This window comes from Salinigranum halophilum, from assembly GCF_007004735.1.
GTDB lineage: Archaea > Halobacteriota > Halobacteria > Halobacteriales > Haloferacaceae > Salinigranum > Salinigranum halophilum.
Genome location: NZ_SSNL01000003.1, coordinates 436,826 through 451,007, shown reverse-complemented (window position 1 = coordinate 451,007; position 14,182 = coordinate 436,826). Strand labels below are relative to the sequence as shown.

17 protein-coding genes and 1 tRNA gene are annotated in these 14,182 nt (G+C 68.4%); 5 read left to right on the top strand and 13 right to left on the bottom strand.

The window, feature by feature from the left end; all coding sequences use genetic code 11:
* Positions 1 to 98: 98 nt before the first annotated feature.
* A complete protein-coding gene (locus tag E6N53_RS06890; RefSeq protein WP_142857964.1) occupies positions 99 to 1,556 on the top strand; it encodes a sensor histidine kinase in 1,458 nt (485 codons plus the stop codon).
* A gap of 2 nt (positions 1,557 to 1,558) precedes the next feature.
* On the opposite strand, the gene cofG is transcribed toward E6N53_RS06890, so the two are convergent.
* The 5 genes from cofG to E6N53_RS06865 all read right to left on the bottom strand — a co-directional run bounded on the left by cofG (position 1,559) and on the right by E6N53_RS06865 (position 6,447).
* A complete protein-coding gene (gene cofG / locus E6N53_RS06885) occupies positions 1,559 to 2,659 on the bottom strand; it encodes a 7,8-didemethyl-8-hydroxy-5-deazariboflavin synthase subunit CofG (RefSeq protein WP_142857962.1) in 1,101 nt (366 codons plus the stop codon).
* Between the two features lie 77 nt (positions 2,660 to 2,736).
* A complete protein-coding gene (gene cofC, locus E6N53_RS06880; protein ID WP_142857960.1) occupies positions 2,737 to 3,372 on the bottom strand; it encodes a 2-phospho-L-lactate guanylyltransferase in 636 nt (211 codons plus the stop codon).
* Complete coding sequence (locus E6N53_RS06875; RefSeq protein ID WP_142857957.1) at positions 3,373 to 4,170, bottom strand: hypothetical protein; 798 nt, start codon at positions 4,168 to 4,170, stop codon at positions 3,373 to 3,375. It abuts the gene before it with no gap.
* Positions 4,139 to 5,326: a tubulin/FtsZ family protein gene (locus E6N53_RS06870; protein ID WP_201741092.1), complete on the bottom strand. Its 1,188-nt coding sequence runs from the start codon at positions 5,324 to 5,326 to the stop codon at positions 4,139 to 4,141. Before E6N53_RS06870 ends, E6N53_RS06875 begins: the two co-directional genes overlap by 32 nt.
* Positions 5,327 to 5,562: 236 nt before the next feature.
* Positions 5,563 to 6,447, bottom strand: coding sequence for a complex I NDUFA9 subunit family protein (locus tag E6N53_RS06865; protein ID WP_136589562.1), 885 nt, complete (start codon positions 6,445 to 6,447; stop codon positions 5,563 to 5,565).
* Positions 6,448 to 6,604: 157 nt separating this feature from the next.
* Here E6N53_RS06865 and tmk point away from each other — a divergent pair, with 157 nt between their 5' ends.
* Positions 6,605 to 7,198, top strand: a complete 594-nt coding sequence (gene tmk, locus E6N53_RS06860) for a dTMP kinase (protein ID WP_142857955.1) — start codon at positions 6,605 to 6,607, stop codon at positions 7,196 to 7,198.
* 28 nt (positions 7,199 to 7,226) lie between these two features.
* On the opposite strand, the gene E6N53_RS06855 is transcribed toward tmk, so the two are convergent.
* Entirely contained in the window at positions 7,227 to 7,535 is a 309-nt protein-coding gene (locus tag E6N53_RS06855) for a DUF7991 family protein (RefSeq protein ID WP_136589564.1), read from the bottom strand.
* Between the two features lie 73 nt (positions 7,536 to 7,608).
* Complete coding sequence (locus E6N53_RS06850; protein ID WP_142857953.1) at positions 7,609 to 8,556, bottom strand: hypothetical protein; 948 nt, start codon at positions 8,554 to 8,556, stop codon at positions 7,609 to 7,611.
* 207 nt (positions 8,557 to 8,763) lie between these two features.
* Between E6N53_RS06850 and E6N53_RS06845 the strand changes: the two genes are divergently transcribed.
* Positions 8,764 to 9,804, top strand: a complete 1,041-nt coding sequence (locus tag E6N53_RS06845; protein WP_142857950.1) for a thiamine pyrophosphate-dependent enzyme — start codon at positions 8,764 to 8,766, stop codon at positions 9,802 to 9,804.
* Positions 9,805 to 9,826: 22 nt separating this feature from the next.
* Here the strand turns inward: E6N53_RS06845 and E6N53_RS06840 are convergent, their stop codons facing one another.
* Positions 9,827 to 10,060: an Lrp/AsnC ligand binding domain-containing protein gene (locus E6N53_RS06840; protein WP_136589567.1), complete on the bottom strand. Its 234-nt coding sequence runs from the start codon at positions 10,058 to 10,060 to the stop codon at positions 9,827 to 9,829.
* 137 nt (positions 10,061 to 10,197) lie between these two features.
* Here E6N53_RS06840 and E6N53_RS06835 point away from each other — a divergent pair, with 137 nt between their 5' ends.
* Positions 10,198 to 10,881, top strand: a complete 684-nt coding sequence (locus tag E6N53_RS06835; protein ID WP_142857947.1) for a potassium channel family protein — start codon at positions 10,198 to 10,200, stop codon at positions 10,879 to 10,881.
* Positions 10,882 to 10,883: 2 nt separating this feature from the next.
* Complete coding sequence (locus E6N53_RS06830) at positions 10,884 to 11,114, top strand: Lrp/AsnC ligand binding domain-containing protein (RefSeq protein WP_142857945.1); 231 nt, start codon at positions 10,884 to 10,886, stop codon at positions 11,112 to 11,114.
* Between the two features lie 15 nt (positions 11,115 to 11,129).
* On the opposite strand, the gene E6N53_RS06825 is transcribed toward E6N53_RS06830, so the two are convergent.
* From E6N53_RS06825 to E6N53_RS06805, 5 genes are all read right to left on the bottom strand, one after another.
* A complete protein-coding gene (locus tag E6N53_RS06825; protein WP_136589570.1) occupies positions 11,130 to 11,618 on the bottom strand; it encodes a DUF5813 family protein in 489 nt (162 codons plus the stop codon).
* A gap of 420 nt (positions 11,619 to 12,038) precedes the next feature.
* A complete protein-coding gene (locus E6N53_RS06820) occupies positions 12,039 to 12,242 on the bottom strand; it encodes a DUF8015 family protein (protein WP_136589571.1) in 204 nt (67 codons plus the stop codon).
* 122 nt (positions 12,243 to 12,364) lie between these two features.
* On the bottom strand, positions 12,365 to 13,339 hold the full coding sequence (locus tag E6N53_RS06815; protein ID WP_142857942.1) for an endonuclease/exonuclease/phosphatase family protein: 975 nt from the start codon (positions 13,337 to 13,339) through the stop codon (positions 12,365 to 12,367).
* 217 nt (positions 13,340 to 13,556) lie between these two features.
* Positions 13,557 to 13,641, bottom strand: a tRNA-Leu gene (locus E6N53_RS06810).
* 47 nt (positions 13,642 to 13,688) lie between these two features.
* Positions 13,689 to 14,030 (bottom strand): ferredoxin, encoded by a 342-nt coding sequence (locus tag E6N53_RS06805; protein WP_136600898.1) that lies wholly within the window; start codon positions 14,028 to 14,030, stop codon positions 13,689 to 13,691.
* Positions 14,031 to 14,182 lie beyond the last annotated feature (152 nt).

The window sequence follows — 14,182 nt, the reverse complement described above, 5'->3', positions numbered from 1 at the left end:
CGACAGGTCGAACGCGCCGGCGACACCGGTTTCCCCCCGAGGTGTCCTCGCCGTTCGTACAGAAGTGCTATCGCAGAGCCCTCCCTAATACGGCCGAAATGGACCCCGAGGACCCCGACGCGGTACGCGTACTCGCCGTCGTCCGGCACGCCGGACGGGACAGGGTCGTCGACGCCCTCCACGCGGCGTCCGTCTTCGAGACGCTCGTCGTGACCTCCGTGGCCGAACTGGTCGACGCGCTCGGCAGCGGCCCCCGGGTCGACTGTGTCGTCTGCCGAGACGACCTGCCTGACGGCGCGGCGACGGACGTGCTCGACCGGGTGCTCGAACGGTGCCCCGGCGTGCCCGTCGTCCTGTTCGTCGAGGTAACGGACGGGCGTGTCCCCGCCGGTGCGCTCAGAGACGACTTCGCGGCTCGGGTGGTCGACGACGGATCGGCCGTGGCGGCTGCCGACCTGTGTGATGCGCTTCGCGCCACAACAGCCGACGCCCGCCGCTCAGAGCCCGGCGGGCGTCTCCCGCCTCCCGGCTGGAGCCACAGCGACTGGAAGGCGAGCGTCTTCGACCAACTGTTCGAGAACCTTCCGTTGCACGTCTTCGTCAAGGACAGGGAAGGCCGAATCACACACGTCACCGAGGGCCCCGTCGAAGAGCGCCTCCACGCGTCCGGCGACGCGTTCCGCGGCCGACGTGACGTCGACGGCGTCGTCCCGTTCGAGGAGGCGCTCGGCTCGTATCTCGACGACGTACAGGTGCTCGAGACGGGCGGGGCTGTCGTCGACGAGGTGGAGTTTTTCCCCTCGTCGGGTCGGTGGTTCCTCACCACGAAGGTCCCGCTTCGGGACGAACACGGCGAGGTCGTCGGGCTCCTCGGGGTCGCCCGGGAGATTACCGAGCGCAAGGAGCGCGAGCGACAGCTCACGGCGCTCACCCACCTGGTTCGACACACCCTCCGGAACGAGATCAACGTCGTCCACGGCTGGGCCGAGCGACTCACGGGCGCGGTCGACGAGCCGAACCAGTCGGCGGCGACGCGCATCCTCCGCGCGGCAGAGCGGCTGCAGTCGATGACCGACAAGCAACAAGAACTCGTCGACGTCGTCACCGACAGTCCACCTCTGGGAACGGTCGACGTCGCAGCGGTCGCGCGGCAGGTACTCGCCGCGGCGGCCGAACGGCACCCGTGTGCCCGGTTCGACGCGGCGCTCCCTGACCGGGCTCCGGTCCGTGCCGTCGACAGCCTCGAACGGGCGTTCGCCGAACTAGTCCAGAACGCGGTCGTTCACAACAGCCGCGACGCGCCGCTCGTCGAACTGCGCGTCGAGTCCCACGAAGAGACGGTGTGTGTCCGAATCGTCGACGACGGCCCGCCGATTCCCGAGATGGAGGTCGCGACGCTCACCGGCGAGCAGTTGATCGACCCGCTCCATCACGGGACGGGACTCGGGCTGTGGCTCGCCGACTGGGCCATCAGACGGTCGAACGGGACGCTGTCGTTCACACGGAACGGCTCGCGAGGGAACGTCGTGACGGTGACGCTCCCCCGAGAGGAGTGAGTTCACGTGACGGGCTCGTCCGAGAGACACGCCCGATATCGCGCGCCCGCGTCGGTCTCCGCGGCGATGGCGTCGCGGATGCGGTCGGAGACCCACTGGTCTCCCGAGAGGTACCGTTCGTACACTGGGAGTCGCTCTCGAAGCGGGACGCCGGCCCCGTCCGCGAGGTCCTCCAGTTCGCGGAGTGCGGGCCACGAGTAGTCGGGGTTGATGTAGTCGTCCGTCACGGGGGAGACGCCGCCGAGGTCGTCGACGCCGCAGTCTACGAGGGCCGACGTCGGCGAGAGGTTCGGGGGCACCTGCACCGACACCTCGTCGGGGAGGGCGACGCGTGCCATCGACACGACGCGGCGCATCGTCTCGACCGGGGGGCGCTCGAACGACGAGCGCTCGTTCGGGACGACGTTCTGGACGATGACCTCCTGGACGTGGCCGTACCGCTCGTGGAAGTCTCGAATCGCCAGCAACGACTCGGCGCGGTCGCGCCATGTCTCGCCGATACCGACGAGCAGTCCAGTGGTGAACGGGACGCCGGCCCGGCCGGCCGCGCGGATGGTGTTGAGCCGCTGGCCGGGCGTCTTCCGTCGACTGCCGGCGTGGGCGTCGACGTCGGCCGTCGTCTCTAGCATGACGCCCATGGAGGCGTTCACCTCCCGCAGGCGCTCGAACTCCGCTTCGGTGAGGTCGCCGGGGTTCGAGTGCGGGAGGAGGCCCACGTCGAGTGCGAGTTCGCACACCTCGAAGAGGTAGTCGAGGATGGAGTCGTGACCCCACTCGTCTAGCTGGTCGTGGATGGCCTCGTACCGCGCGTCGGGTTTGTCGCCGAAGGTGAAGAGCGCCTCCGTACAGCCGGCGTCGGCACCCGTGCGCAGGACGTCTTCGACCGCCGCGGGCGACATGAGCGACGCCTGCCCGGGGACGTCGTAGTAGGTACAGTACGTACAGGTGTAGCGACACGCTGTCGTCAGCGGAACGAAGACGTTCCGTGCGAACGTGAGCGCGGGCGCGGGGCCGACGTCGGCGGGCCTCACGTCGAGCAGCCGGTCGACCGCCTCCTCGTCGACGTCGAGGGCGATGTCGTACGCGTCCGCACCGGGGAACATACGCGGGCCTCGGTCGTAGTGGAATATAAGCTGCGGGGTCGACGAACCGGCAGAATCGACGAACCGGCGTGGCCGTCTCACCGACGGCTGAGGCGGACGCGGCCCTCGTCGTCGCCGACCACGAGTTCGAACCGCGACGCGAGCCACTCCCTCGTGGACGCCCCGCCGTGGACGAACGCCTCGACGAGGTCCGCGGGCTCGTCGACGTCGGTCGACAGCCGGAACGAGTCGACGGTCCCGACCGTCCCGACGGCGGCGGCCGCCTCCCGGTGGTCCAGGTAGGAGGTGCCGTGGAAGTCGGTCCGGAAGTCGGGCGTCCGGACCACGAGCGCGTTCGTCCCCACGCCCCGCCCGGGGACGAGCACGACGTCTCCGTCGGTGTCGACGAGGCGGGTCAGCGCGTCCGGGGTTGCGAGCGCGAGGTCGGCCATCACCACGACGAGCGGGTGGCGTTCGGCCCCCTCCGCGCCGACGGTCTCCGCGACGGCGCGGTCGACCACGGCGGAGAGGGGAGCGTCGTCGACGCGGACGCTCGCGGACGCGTCGACATCGACGGGGCTCGTCGCGACGACCTCGACCGAACCCAGCGGCGCAGCGGCGGCGAGCACGTCACGGAGCATACAGCGTGCGAACGCGTCGCGTTCGTCGGCGTCCAGAACGGGGGCGAGCCGCGTCTTCGGGGTCGTCGCGTCGAAGGGAACGACGACGCGCATCTACCCGAGCGGGTCGTGGGTGTCCTGCTGTGAGCGCCAGTAGAAGAAGCCGCCCACGACGAGCGCGACCACGACGAGTCCACCGACGGCGTACAGTGCGAGGGTGAGCGTCTGCTGTGACTGCTGGGCGGACTCGGCCTGCGACCGTGCCTCGTTCGCGAGTTCGGTGGCCAGGTCGAAGTTCTCCGACTCGTAGGCGTTCACGGCCTGTTCGAACGTGTTCTCGGCCTCGCCGACGCCCGCACTGTTCTCGCGCGCCGAGTCGATGGCGGCCTGTGCGTCGTCGAGGGCGTTCCGCGCCCCGTCGCTCGCGGACGTGAAGTGGTGCGACTCCCACGTGTCGATGGCGTTCGTGTTGCCGCCCGCACGCGCCTGGGTCAGCGACGCCACCACGAACGTCTGTTCGGGGTCGTACGAGTACGACGCGACGGGGGGCACCGTCCCCGTCACGCGGATACGGACCTCGGCCGTGCCGTCCGCGGCGGATATCTGTGAGGAGGTGAAGTTCTGCCCGTCGAACTCCTCGCGACCGACTGTCGCGCCGGTCTGGTCGACGTAGCTGACCGACCAGGTCACGTCGCGCAGTTCGGTCTCGCCGCGGAGCTGCCACTGCTCCAGCGTCGGGTTCTGGTACAACTCGGTCAGCGTCATCGTCGCTTCGACCTGCGAGCCGACGGCTGCTTCGTCCGGCACGGTCGCGTCGCCGACGGTGAGCGCGGCGGCGGGCGCGACAGCCGAACACAGGACCAACAGGACGAGGAGGAGGCTAGAAAAGCGACTCAAGTTCGTCTTCGTCATCGTTCACTAGGCCTTCGAGCTTCGCGTCACTCTCCTCTCGGATTTCGGCAAGATTGTCTTGTGCTTCGATGGCGACCTGCTGGAGCTCCTTGATACGGGGGACGTTCGTCACACCCGACAGGAGGATGACGGCCGCGACCTGCCGCGAGTTGCTGATGGGGTAGTCGCCGCCGCGGACCTCCATCGAACCGGTCTGCTCCTCGATCCACTTCCGCCCGCGCTCGATTCCCTTCCGGTTGAGATGCTCCGGAGGCCCCGCGACCACGAGCAGCGCCCGCTCTGTCCCCTCGACCTCACAGGGGAGGGTGAGCCGGCCCAGCGCCGCCTTCCGGACGAGGGAGGTGATACGGTTCGTGGTGTGGGCGCTGTCGAGGCCGTCGTCGGCGTCGTTGCCGCCGCCGGTGAGCCGCGAGAGGAGGCCGCCCGACTTCCCCGTGGGCTCGACCTCCTCGGAGGCGTAGCCGACGGTGGAGACGCCGCCACCGGCGAGCGTGTTGATGATCTCCGAGGAGTCGACGACGCTCTCGGCGACCTCCTGGCCCGCCTCCACCTCGCCGGCACCGAACAGCACGCCGAAGCGCGTGACGATCTCCTTGTTGATCTGGTCGTAGCCGCCCTGGACCGACTCGCCGGTCTTGCGCCAGGCGTCGTTGTCGAAGACGAGGAGGTTGTCCACCTCGCGGACGAACGTCTGGAACGACCGCGCGGCGTTGAGGGTGTAGATGCCGCCCTCGTCGCTGCCGGGGAGGATACCCAGTCCGTAGACGGGTTCGGTGTAGATTCGCTTGAGGTGCTTCGCCAGCACCGGCGAACCGCCCGAACCGGTCCCGCCACCGAGGCCGGCGACGACGAGGAAGGCGTCCACCTCGTGGACGGGGATGGAGTCGATGGCCCCCTGTACCTCGTCGATGTCTTCCTCGGCGATCTCCGCGCCGAGTTCGTTGTCCGCGCCGACCCCGTGGCCCTTGACGCGCGACTGGCCGATGAGCACGCGCTGGTCCTTCGGGATGTTCTCGAGTCCGAGGAGGTCCGCCTTCGCCGTGTTCACCGCCACGGCGGCGCGGACGATGTTCGAGTCGTTGTTCCTGTCGTACGCGAGGAACTTGTCGACGACTTTGCCACCCGCCTGGCCGAAACCGATCATCGCGAGTTTCATCTGTGCTGTTCCCTCGTCATTGGGTAGAATCCAACACGAATCAAGGTATAAGCCTTGTGACTGTCGGAATGTTTACTACTCGGTCGAGAATCGAAAGACGAGGCGGGAGTATATCAATGTCAGACTGGTGTATGCCACCCGTCTGACGCCTGTCGTTCTCAGGTTCGATAACACTCGCGTGGACGCGCAGAGTCGATTACGGCCTGCCTGACGTTTACGCCCTGCGTGACGTCGTCTCAGGCGGCCAGGTACGCTTCGAGGCTCGTGAGGTCAGTCTCGCTCACCCCGAACGCGCCGACCGCGTTGTCGTTGGTCGTGTTGTCGAACTTCAGCGAACGGTACTGGTCGGCCCCCATCGGCGCGCCGGGGAGCTTCCCGACGACGCTGAGGCCGATTCCCGCGAGTCCCATCGGGACGGGCACGACCGTCACCGAGCGACCCGCCGCGCCGTGCGCGAGCTTCGCCACCTCGGCGAGCGTCAGCTTGTCCGGGCCGCCGATTTCGTAGGTCTGGCCGACGTGCTCGTCGGCCTCGCAGGCGTCGGCGAGCATCGGGACGAGGTCACCGACCCAGATGGGCTGAAAGCGCGTCTTACCCCCACCGGGCAGCGGCGTGAGATACGGCGGCGCGAGCTTCTTCGTGAAGGAGACGAACTCGCCGCCGTCGCCGAACACGACGGAGGGACGGAAGATTACCCAGTCGAGCGAGGAGTCCTTCACGGCCTCCTCGGCCTTCCCCTTCGCGCGGATGTACGCCGTCTCTCCCCGGGGGTCGGCCCCGAGCGCACTCATCTGGACGAGCCGCGAGACGCCGTGTTCCTCACAGGCGCGGACGACGTTCTCGGTCCCCTGTCGGTGGACCGTATCGTGCATCTCGTCGCCCCCGCTCGGCTTGAACAACGGCGAGAGCGCGACGAGGTTGACCACGACGTCTTGGCCCTCGAACGCCTCCTGCATGGAGTCGTACGCGGTGACGTTCCCCATCGCCTTCGAGATACCCTTCGGGAGGTCGTCGTTTCCCGGGCTCCGCGAGAGCGCCGTGACGCTGTGTCCTCGTTCCTTGAGTTCACGACACAGATGGCTACCGATGAAGCCGCTTCCGCCGACGACAAGGACGTTCATACCTCCTCCTGCGGCGGTAGTGACGTAAAGCTGTCGCGAGCGAGCCACTTCCGTGCCTCGGTTTTGGGAGATTCGGACGGTGGGCGGCGGGCGTCGAGCGGCGTGTGGGCGGCGGGCGACCGACAGGGTTATTCGCCGCTGGGGCGGCCCTCAGGCCATGCTCGTCACGCTCGAGGGCCTCGACGGGAGCGGCAAGACGACGGTGCTCGGCCACCTCCGCGACGAGTTCCCCGAGGCAACGTTCACCTGCGAACCGACCGACTCGTGGTACGGTGAGAGCGTCCTCCGCTCGATTCGTGACGACGAGGCCGACCCGCTCGCCGAACTCTTCCTCTTCACGGCGGACCACGCCGACCACCTCGCGCGGGTCGTCCGCCCCGCACTCGAGACGGGCAGTCTCGTCATCTCCGACCGGTACGCCGATTCACGGTACGCCTACCAGGCCGCCACGCTCGCCGCGTACGACCACCTCGCGGTCGACGACGCCCTGACGTACGTCCGCGAGGTGCACGCGCCGTTCACGCGCGACCCCGACCGCACCGTCTACCTCGACGTCGACCCCGAGACCGCCGCCGAGCGGGCGGGCGCGACGAACAAACTCGAACACGTCGACTACCTCCGGCGCGTGCGGGACAACTACGAACGGCTCATCCGCGAGGACGACGGTCGGTTCGTCCGCGTCGACGCCACACAGTCACCCGCGGCGGTCGCGTCAGACGTGGTCAGGGCGGTCGAGAAGGCGGTCCGATAGGGCGAGGGGTCGGGTCGTCGGCGGCCGGTCAGGTCGTCTTCGGCAGTTCGATCTCTTCGGGCGGCGGGACGTACAGCACGTCGATGGTGAACCCGAGGACGAGGGGCATCCCGATCCACAACCCGAGGAGGACACTCACGCCGAGGTTCGCCGGGATGACGGCCCCGAACAGCATCGTGGTGACGAAGAGCGCGACCGGGATGAGAAGCAACGCGTAGATGACCGACCCGGCCCGGGTCTTCAGGCGGATGCGGAAGAAGCGCGTCATCACGGCGGCGATGACGGTGTTGACCACCAGGACGGCAACCAGGAGTACGAGGCTCACGACCGAGACCATATCCACGGTAGGGAGGCAGCGACCTTTGACTTGTCGGACGCGGCGGTCACGCTCGGAGACGTGTTCGAGCCGCTCAGTTCGAGGCCGCATCGAACGGGTCGGTTCCCGCCCTCACCTCGTCGGTCGTCGGTCGGCCGTCGGCGTCCCAGTCGACCCTGAGACGGTCGTTCGCGGCGTCACGCGGGTCCAGTCCGCCGCGGAGTTCGGCCGCGTCCGTGAGGCCGTCACCGTCGGTGTCGGCCAGTTCGGGGCTCGTCCCGACGAGCGTCTCGAAGGCGTCGTCGAGGCCGTCGCCGTCCCGGTCGGCGGTCGCGGGCACGTCGCCGTCGTTCGTCGGGTCGGCCCCGGCGGCCACCTCGACGCCGTCGGAGATACCGTCCCCGTCCGTGTCGAAGGCGAGCGGGTCGCTCGCGTCGAAGCCGAAGACCTCGTCGCCGTCGAGAAGTCCGTCGCCGTCCGTGTCAGGGTTCGCGGGGTTCAACGGAGGCGTCGCCGACACCTCGCTGTCGTCTTCGAGTCCGTCGCCGTCCGTGTCGGTCTGGACGTAGCCGCCGTCGCGTCCGTCGAGCGGGTCCGTCCGTCCCTGTTCGACACGGTCGTTCGACCCGTCGCCGTCCGTGTCGGGGTCGAACGGGTCGGTGCCGAGGGCACGCTCGCGGGCGTCGGTGAGACCGTCGCGGTCGCTGTCGAGGTCGAGGAAGTCGGGGATGCCGTCGCCGTCGGTGTCCGTCGCCCCTTCCTCGGCGTCGAGGAGGCCATCCCCGTCGCTGTCGACGTCGAAGCGGTGGTCGACGCCGTCGCCGTCGGGGTCCGCGACGGTCCGTTCCGCGTGGTACGTTTCGAGCGCCGACGGGATGCCGTCGCCGTCGTGGTCGACCGCCTCGACGCTCGAACCGCCGTTCGCGACGCTCCCGAGGTTGAGGTCGGTCGTCGACCCGGAGAGGGCGACCGCGCCGACGGACGTCGCCGACACCACGACGGCGACGGCGACAGCGACGACGAGCGCCCGGCGTCCGCTCATCCGTGCCTCCGGGAGGGGTGTACTCGTCCGGGACCACCAGCGCGAGCCGCGTCGGGAGCTGACATACTCGGTGGGGCGATAGCGAAGGACCGCCTTAGTTACGAACAGGCTCCCGCCGCGACGGGGTGGGTCGAATCGGGTAGGGAGCGCCTACTTCGCGTGCCGACTCCCGGCTGGATTTATACGCCCGGCGGGGCAACGCCGGTCATGCACCGACTCATCGCCGACCGCTCGCTCGGCGACTCGTGGCTCGGCCCCGAAGACGCCCGTGCGGCCTACCGGGACGTGGTCCGGACGCGACGGTTCGACGACCGGGCGCTCGCCCTCCAGCGCCGGGGGTGGATGAGCGGCTACCCGCCGTTCCGTGGTCAGGAGGCCGCGCAGGTGGGGGCCGCCCACGCCATGCGCGACGACGACTGGCTCCTCCCCACCTACCGCTCGAACGCGCTTCAAATCGCCCGCGGCGTCCCGATGAGCGACATCCTGCTCTTTCGGCGGGGCCACCCCGAGTTCCACTCGGACCACGACCTGCCCGTCCTCCCGCAGGCGGTCCCCATCGCGAGTCAGTTGCCCCACGCCGTCGGACTCGGGATGGCGCGGAACTATCGGGGAAACGGCGAGGCCGCGCTCGTTTGCTTCGGCGACGGCGCGACGAGTCAGGGCGACACCCACGAGGCGATGAACTTCGCCGGCGTGTTCGAGACACCCACCGTCTTCTTCTGTGAGAACAACGGCTGGGCTATCTCCCACCCCCGCGAGCGCCAGACAGCCTCGGAGAGCATCGCCGAGAAGGCTGACGCGTACGGGTTCGAGGGCGTGCAGGTCGACGGCAACGACCCGCTCGCCGTCCGCGAAGTCGTCTCGGAGGCGCTCGCGTCGGCCCGCGAGGGGTCACCCGTCCTCGTCGAGGCGCTCACCTACCGCCAGGGCGCGCACACGACCGCCGACGACCCCGACCGCTACCGGCCGGCGGAGTCCGACCTGCCCGCGTGGCGGACCCGCGACCCGGTCGACCGGCTCGAGGCGTTCCTCCGCGACGAGGGTGTCATCGACGACGCGTTCGTCACGGAGACGCGCGAGCGGGCCGACGAGGAACTCGCGGCGGCAGTCGCGGCCGCGGAGGCGGTCGAGACGCCTGGCCCGGACGACCTGTTCGACCCCGTCTACGCGGGGCCATCACCCCACCTCGACGACCAGCGCGCCGAGTGCCGCCGGTACCGGGCGACCCACCCGCTCGAAGAAGACTGAGCAACAGCGTGCCAGCGGGCGGTCAGTCGTCCATCGCGATGTACGTCTTGGTGTCGGTCACGCCTTGTAAGCCCTGAATCCCGCTCGAGGCCGCCTTCAGCACCTCGTACACCTCGTCGGCGTCCACCTCGGCAATGATGTCGTACGCCCCCGCGACGATGTGCGCCTCCGTGACCGAGTCGAGGTCCCGAACGGGCCCCAGGAGCTGTTCTGACTCGCCGGCGCCGGTCTTCACCATGATGAACGCGTGAACCATGCCATGTGATACTCCACAACAGGGCAAAAAGTGTTCGCCTGCTCCGGGAACGAGAGCCGACGGCGACAGCGACGGTGACCGGAGCAGAAGCGGAGACGGGGACAACCTTATTGCCGCCGTACGATGTATCGACACTCATGCGATTCGTTATCATAGGTGGTGGGCGCGTCGGCTCTCGGACCGCACGCGTGCTCATCGAGGAAGGTCACGACGTGACCGTCGTCGAACTCGACGAGGACCGACAGGAACGCTGCCGGGCGGCCGGGTTCGAGGTGGTCACCGGGGACGGCTCACACGAGGACGTGCTCCTCGAGGCGGGCGTCGACGAGGCCGACGCGCTCGGGGCGCTCACGAGCAACCTCAACGTCAACTTCGCGGCGTGCATGATCGGGAAGCATTACGGCTGCCGGACCGTGATGCGCATCGACGAGGAGTACCGCGAGGAGATCTACCAGAAGTACGCCGGGGAGGTCGACGAAATCGTCTACCCCGAGCGCCTCGGCGCGGTCGTGGCTAAGAACGCCCTGCTCGGCGGCTCTATCCGCGCCATCGCCGACATCGCACAGAACCTGCAGGTGGTGCTTCTCACCGTGACGGATGCGTCGCCGATGCGTGGGTACACGCTCAGCGAGGTCGCCCTGCCGGAGAAGGCCCACCTCCTCGCGTTCGGGAAGAAGGACGAGCCGATGGGCGTCCCGCTCCCCGACGACTCGCTGGAACTCGGCGACCGCGTCGCCGTCCTCGCGGATTTCTCGGTCCTCGGCGAAGTCCGACAGCTCCTCGTCGGTGACGAAGTCGCCGCCGTCCCCGGGGGTGGGTGACGGTGGTCACCGCCTACATCATGGTCAAGGCCAACACGGGCGAGGCCGACCGGCTGAAGGGCGAGATACTCGACCTCGGCGACGGCGTCGTCGACGCCAACATCGTCGCCGGGGACGTCGACTTCATCGTGAAGGTCCACGTCGAGACGCCCGTCGACGTCAAGGACATCGCCTCCGCGATTCAGGCCGTCGACGGCATCGAGGACACCCAGACGTACATCGCGATGGACTGAGCCGGTCCAGCGAGGCTAGAACCCGCCCGCGTCCTTCGCGCTCGACATGAGCGACGTCACCGGCTCGGTGTAGTCGTATCCGGGGATGACTCCCTGCACGTAGGTCCCCTCGACGAACGTCACGAGCGCGGCCGCGTCGTCGACCCCCCGCCGTTCGTTGAGGTCCGTGTACTCCACGCGCACGACGAGCTCCTCGTCCAGCTGACGGACCGTGGGGCTGAGGCCGCGGTCGACCTTCGTCACACCGCCGACGTCCTCGACCCGGAGTTCGAACGTCTCGGTCCAGCCCGCTTCGACGACGTCCGCGACGTCGCCGTCGACGACGGCCGAGAGCGTCGGGACGCGCACCTCGACGGCGAACCGGACGTGGCCGTCGTCGGCCGTTTCCACCCGCACCTGCGCGTCGAACGGTGTCGCCGTCGAGACGTACTCGTCGACGCCCGCCTCTTCGAACCCGCTGTGGCCGGCGAAGGCCCGCCGCACTCGACCCGGAACCTCACTCATATCCCTGGGAAGGAACCGGCCGAAGAAAAGGCCGTTGTCCGAGCGCGACGACGTCTACACCCGTGAGACGGACCGACACGCACCGGCGGCGTGCGCCCGGCAGGATTGTGTCGCCGTGTGAGAGACAGATATTCGCGGTGTTGGGAACACGACACACGTTCCGCTGGCGGCACGCTTAAGTTGTCGTGGGGGCTTGTGGTAGATGACGCTTCGCTTTGGAGGGCCGAAGCGTCAGCGGGGACCAATTCAGGGCGGTTCGCGGTCGCCGATTTGGCGACCGCAACCACTCTCTTCGAGACTGATTGAAGAGCGCCTGCTGTGGCGCGTACGAACGGAACACGAGGACGGCGTCACGAGTGCACGAGAATAAACACCTGTGAGCGTGCTCGCCGTCGCTCGGCACGGGCGTCGTCGGCCGGGTTACCGGCCGCGCGCACTGGGGTTCGCGGCGACGGAGCCGAGCCACGTCACCGTCGCGAGCACCGACCCCACACTGCTGGCGAGTCGAAGCGGAATCGACGAGAAGAACCCGACGGTGAAGGCCCCGAAGAGGACGACACCCATCGTCACGAGGACGACGTCAGTCCACGCGAACGACGACGAGGCGGCCGACGCTTCACGCATAATTACATCTCATTAGCCCATCCGTCAAGTATCTTGTCGTTCCAGTTGCAGGTTCGGCGTGTGCGACGGCAACTCCCGGGAGGGGCGACACTGGCCCTGTCGCCCTTGTCTCCCACTAGTGATTACAGCTCGAACGCGGCCCACAGCGGGTAGTGGTCCGACACCCGCCACGAGAGCGACCGACGGCTCAGTCCGCGACGTGGCAGGGCGACCTCCCGGAAGTCGAACGCGCCGCTCTCGCGGTAGTCGAGCGAGAGCGCCGGTCTGCCCTCGTCGGCGGTGAACCACGCGATCTGGTCGTAGAACTTGCCCTCGTCGTCCTCGTCCCCGAAGATGGTCCGGGGGACGTCGTTGAGGTCGTCGGGGACGGTCAGTCCCGTCGACGTGAACGCCTCGTACCGTTCGTCGCCTCTGCGGTCGATGTTGAAGTCGCCGAGCGCGACGAGGTTGTGGTCCCAGGCGTTGATGTCGCGCGCCCACTCGTCGAGCCACTCGGCGATGGCGCGGAGTTCGGGCGTCCGGGCGTCCGCCGAGTCCCCGTAGAGCACATGCAGTGTCACGAGGATGAACGTCTGGTCGCCCGCGCGGAAGCTGACCGCGTACGGGGTTCGCGCGAACTGTTCGCGCAGCGCCTCCTCGGTGATGTCGCGCCGGTCGAGCTGTTCTCTCGGGACGACGAGTTCGCCGGCGAGGCCACTCGGCTGCACCGTCCGCCGGTCGTAGAGGAACCCCAGTCGTTCGTCGTTCCCCTTCGAACCGCGAGTGACGTCCGTGAGGAGCAACCCCCAGTTCGGCCCGAGCAGCTTCATCGTGTGCCGGAGCGCCTTCAGCGTCCCTTTCACCTCCTGGAGGGCGACGACGTCGAACCGGCGGATGATGGCCGCGATGACGTGTATCGACTGGAGGTCGCGCTTCGGGCTGTCGTCCCCGGTGGAGACCCACTTCTCGGTGAGGCCGCCGAAGGCACGGACGTTCCAGGTGGCGACGAGGAGCGTGCGGTCGATGGTCCGGGGCGGGACGCACTCGTCGAGTGCGCGTTCGAGACCCGCGAGGTCTTCCTGTATCTCCGGTGGTGGGGTGTCGGTGACGTGGGGCATGGGCGTGGGACGGACCGTACGCTGTGGTTACCAATACATGTCGTGCAGCCGAGATAATCGTTGCCCCGAGTGGAACCGACGCTCCGCTGGACTCGGCCGCTGTCTTCGGTACCGGACGGGGTCGAACCACGCCACCTCCGCTCGCTGTCGCTCGTCGTCTCGTTCGAGCCCCCGCCGTCCGCACGTTCGACCCCACCGTTCGTTCGAAGTCGGAAAGTGCGAGGGAAGGGATTTGAACCCTCGAACCCCTACGGGAGCGGATCTTAAGTCCGCCGCTTTTGGCCTAGCTCAGCCACCCTCGCGCACTCATCCGTTTTTCGCTCCCCCGCAAGTGGGTTTCGGTCCGGCCTCACCAGTCGACGGAGAGCGTCCCGTCCCCGTTCGGGTCCGGTGCGATCTCCTCGTCCGTCCGCCGGTCGATGACGTGGATGACGCCGCGACCCTTCTTGGCGGGACAGACCTCGGCGGCCTCGACGTTCTCGTCCAGTTCGTCCTCGCCGATGTAGTACGACCGCGGCTGGGCGAGTCCGGTGTCGATACTCATCGTCCAGTTCGCCGCGACCTCGGCGCAGCGGCCGGCGCCGAAGCACTTGTTCGCCTCGAAGATGATCTTGTAGGGCTTCTCCTCGACGGGAGGGGCGTTCGCCTCGTCGCCGATGTCGCTCGGCTTCGGGGCGTCGTCGTCGCTCATTACCGAGGATACGGAGAGACCGGACTTTCGTCTTTCGTCTCGCGGCACGGGTACCGGGACCGCCCGGGGCCCAGTTAGTGGGCGAAGTCCGCCCCGAGAGACACAGCAGCCGTCGGCGACGTTCGCCTCGTCGCGGGGACGAAGGCGAGGGG

Bases quoted from the DNA above. Each gene is read 5' to 3' on its own strand.
- cofC (WP_142857960.1), bottom strand. From the start codon at position 3,372: ATGCGCGTCGTCGTTCCCTTCGACGCGACGACCCCGAAGACGCGGCTC.
- E6N53_RS06805 (WP_136600898.1), bottom strand. From the start codon at position 14,030: ATGAGCGACGACGACGCCCCGAAGCCGAGCGACATCGGCGACGAGGCG.
- E6N53_RS06840 (WP_136589567.1), bottom strand. From the start codon at position 10,060: ATGGTTCACGCGTTCATCATGGTGAAGACCGGCGCCGGCGAGTCAGAA.
- tmk (WP_142857955.1), top strand. From the start codon at position 6,605: ATGCTCGTCACGCTCGAGGGCCTCGACGGGAGCGGCAAGACGACGGTG.
- E6N53_RS06820 (WP_136589571.1), bottom strand. From the start codon at position 12,242: ATGCGTGAAGCGTCGGCCGCCTCGTCGTCGTTCGCGTGGACTGACGTC.
- E6N53_RS06850 (WP_142857953.1), bottom strand. From the start codon at position 8,556: ATGAGCGGACGCCGGGCGCTCGTCGTCGCTGTCGCCGTCGCCGTCGTG.
- E6N53_RS06835 (WP_142857947.1), top strand. From the start codon at position 10,198: ATGCGATTCGTTATCATAGGTGGTGGGCGCGTCGGCTCTCGGACCGCA.
- E6N53_RS06855 (WP_136589564.1), bottom strand. From the start codon at position 7,535: ATGGTCTCGGTCGTGAGCCTCGTACTCCTGGTTGCCGTCCTGGTGGTC.
- E6N53_RS06825 (WP_136589570.1), bottom strand. From the start codon at position 11,618: ATGAGTGAGGTTCCGGGTCGAGTGCGGCGGGCCTTCGCCGGCCACAGC.
- E6N53_RS06875 (WP_142857957.1), bottom strand. From the start codon at position 4,170: ATGACGAAGACGAACTTGAGTCGCTTTTCTAGCCTCCTCCTCGTCCTG.
- E6N53_RS06815 (WP_142857942.1), bottom strand. From the start codon at position 13,339: ATGCCCCACGTCACCGACACCCCACCACCGGAGATACAGGAAGACCTC.
- E6N53_RS06865 (WP_136589562.1), bottom strand. From the start codon at position 6,447: ATGAACGTCCTTGTCGTCGGCGGAAGCGGCTTCATCGGTAGCCATCTG.
- E6N53_RS06845 (WP_142857950.1), top strand. From the start codon at position 8,764: ATGCACCGACTCATCGCCGACCGCTCGCTCGGCGACTCGTGGCTCGGC.
- cofG (WP_142857962.1), bottom strand. From the start codon at position 2,659: ATGTTCCCCGGTGCGGACGCGTACGACATCGCCCTCGACGTCGACGAG.
- E6N53_RS06890 (WP_142857964.1), top strand. From the start codon at position 99: ATGGACCCCGAGGACCCCGACGCGGTACGCGTACTCGCCGTCGTCCGG.
- E6N53_RS06870 (WP_201741092.1), bottom strand. From the start codon at position 5,326: ATGAAACTCGCGATGATCGGTTTCGGCCAGGCGGGTGGCAAAGTCGTC.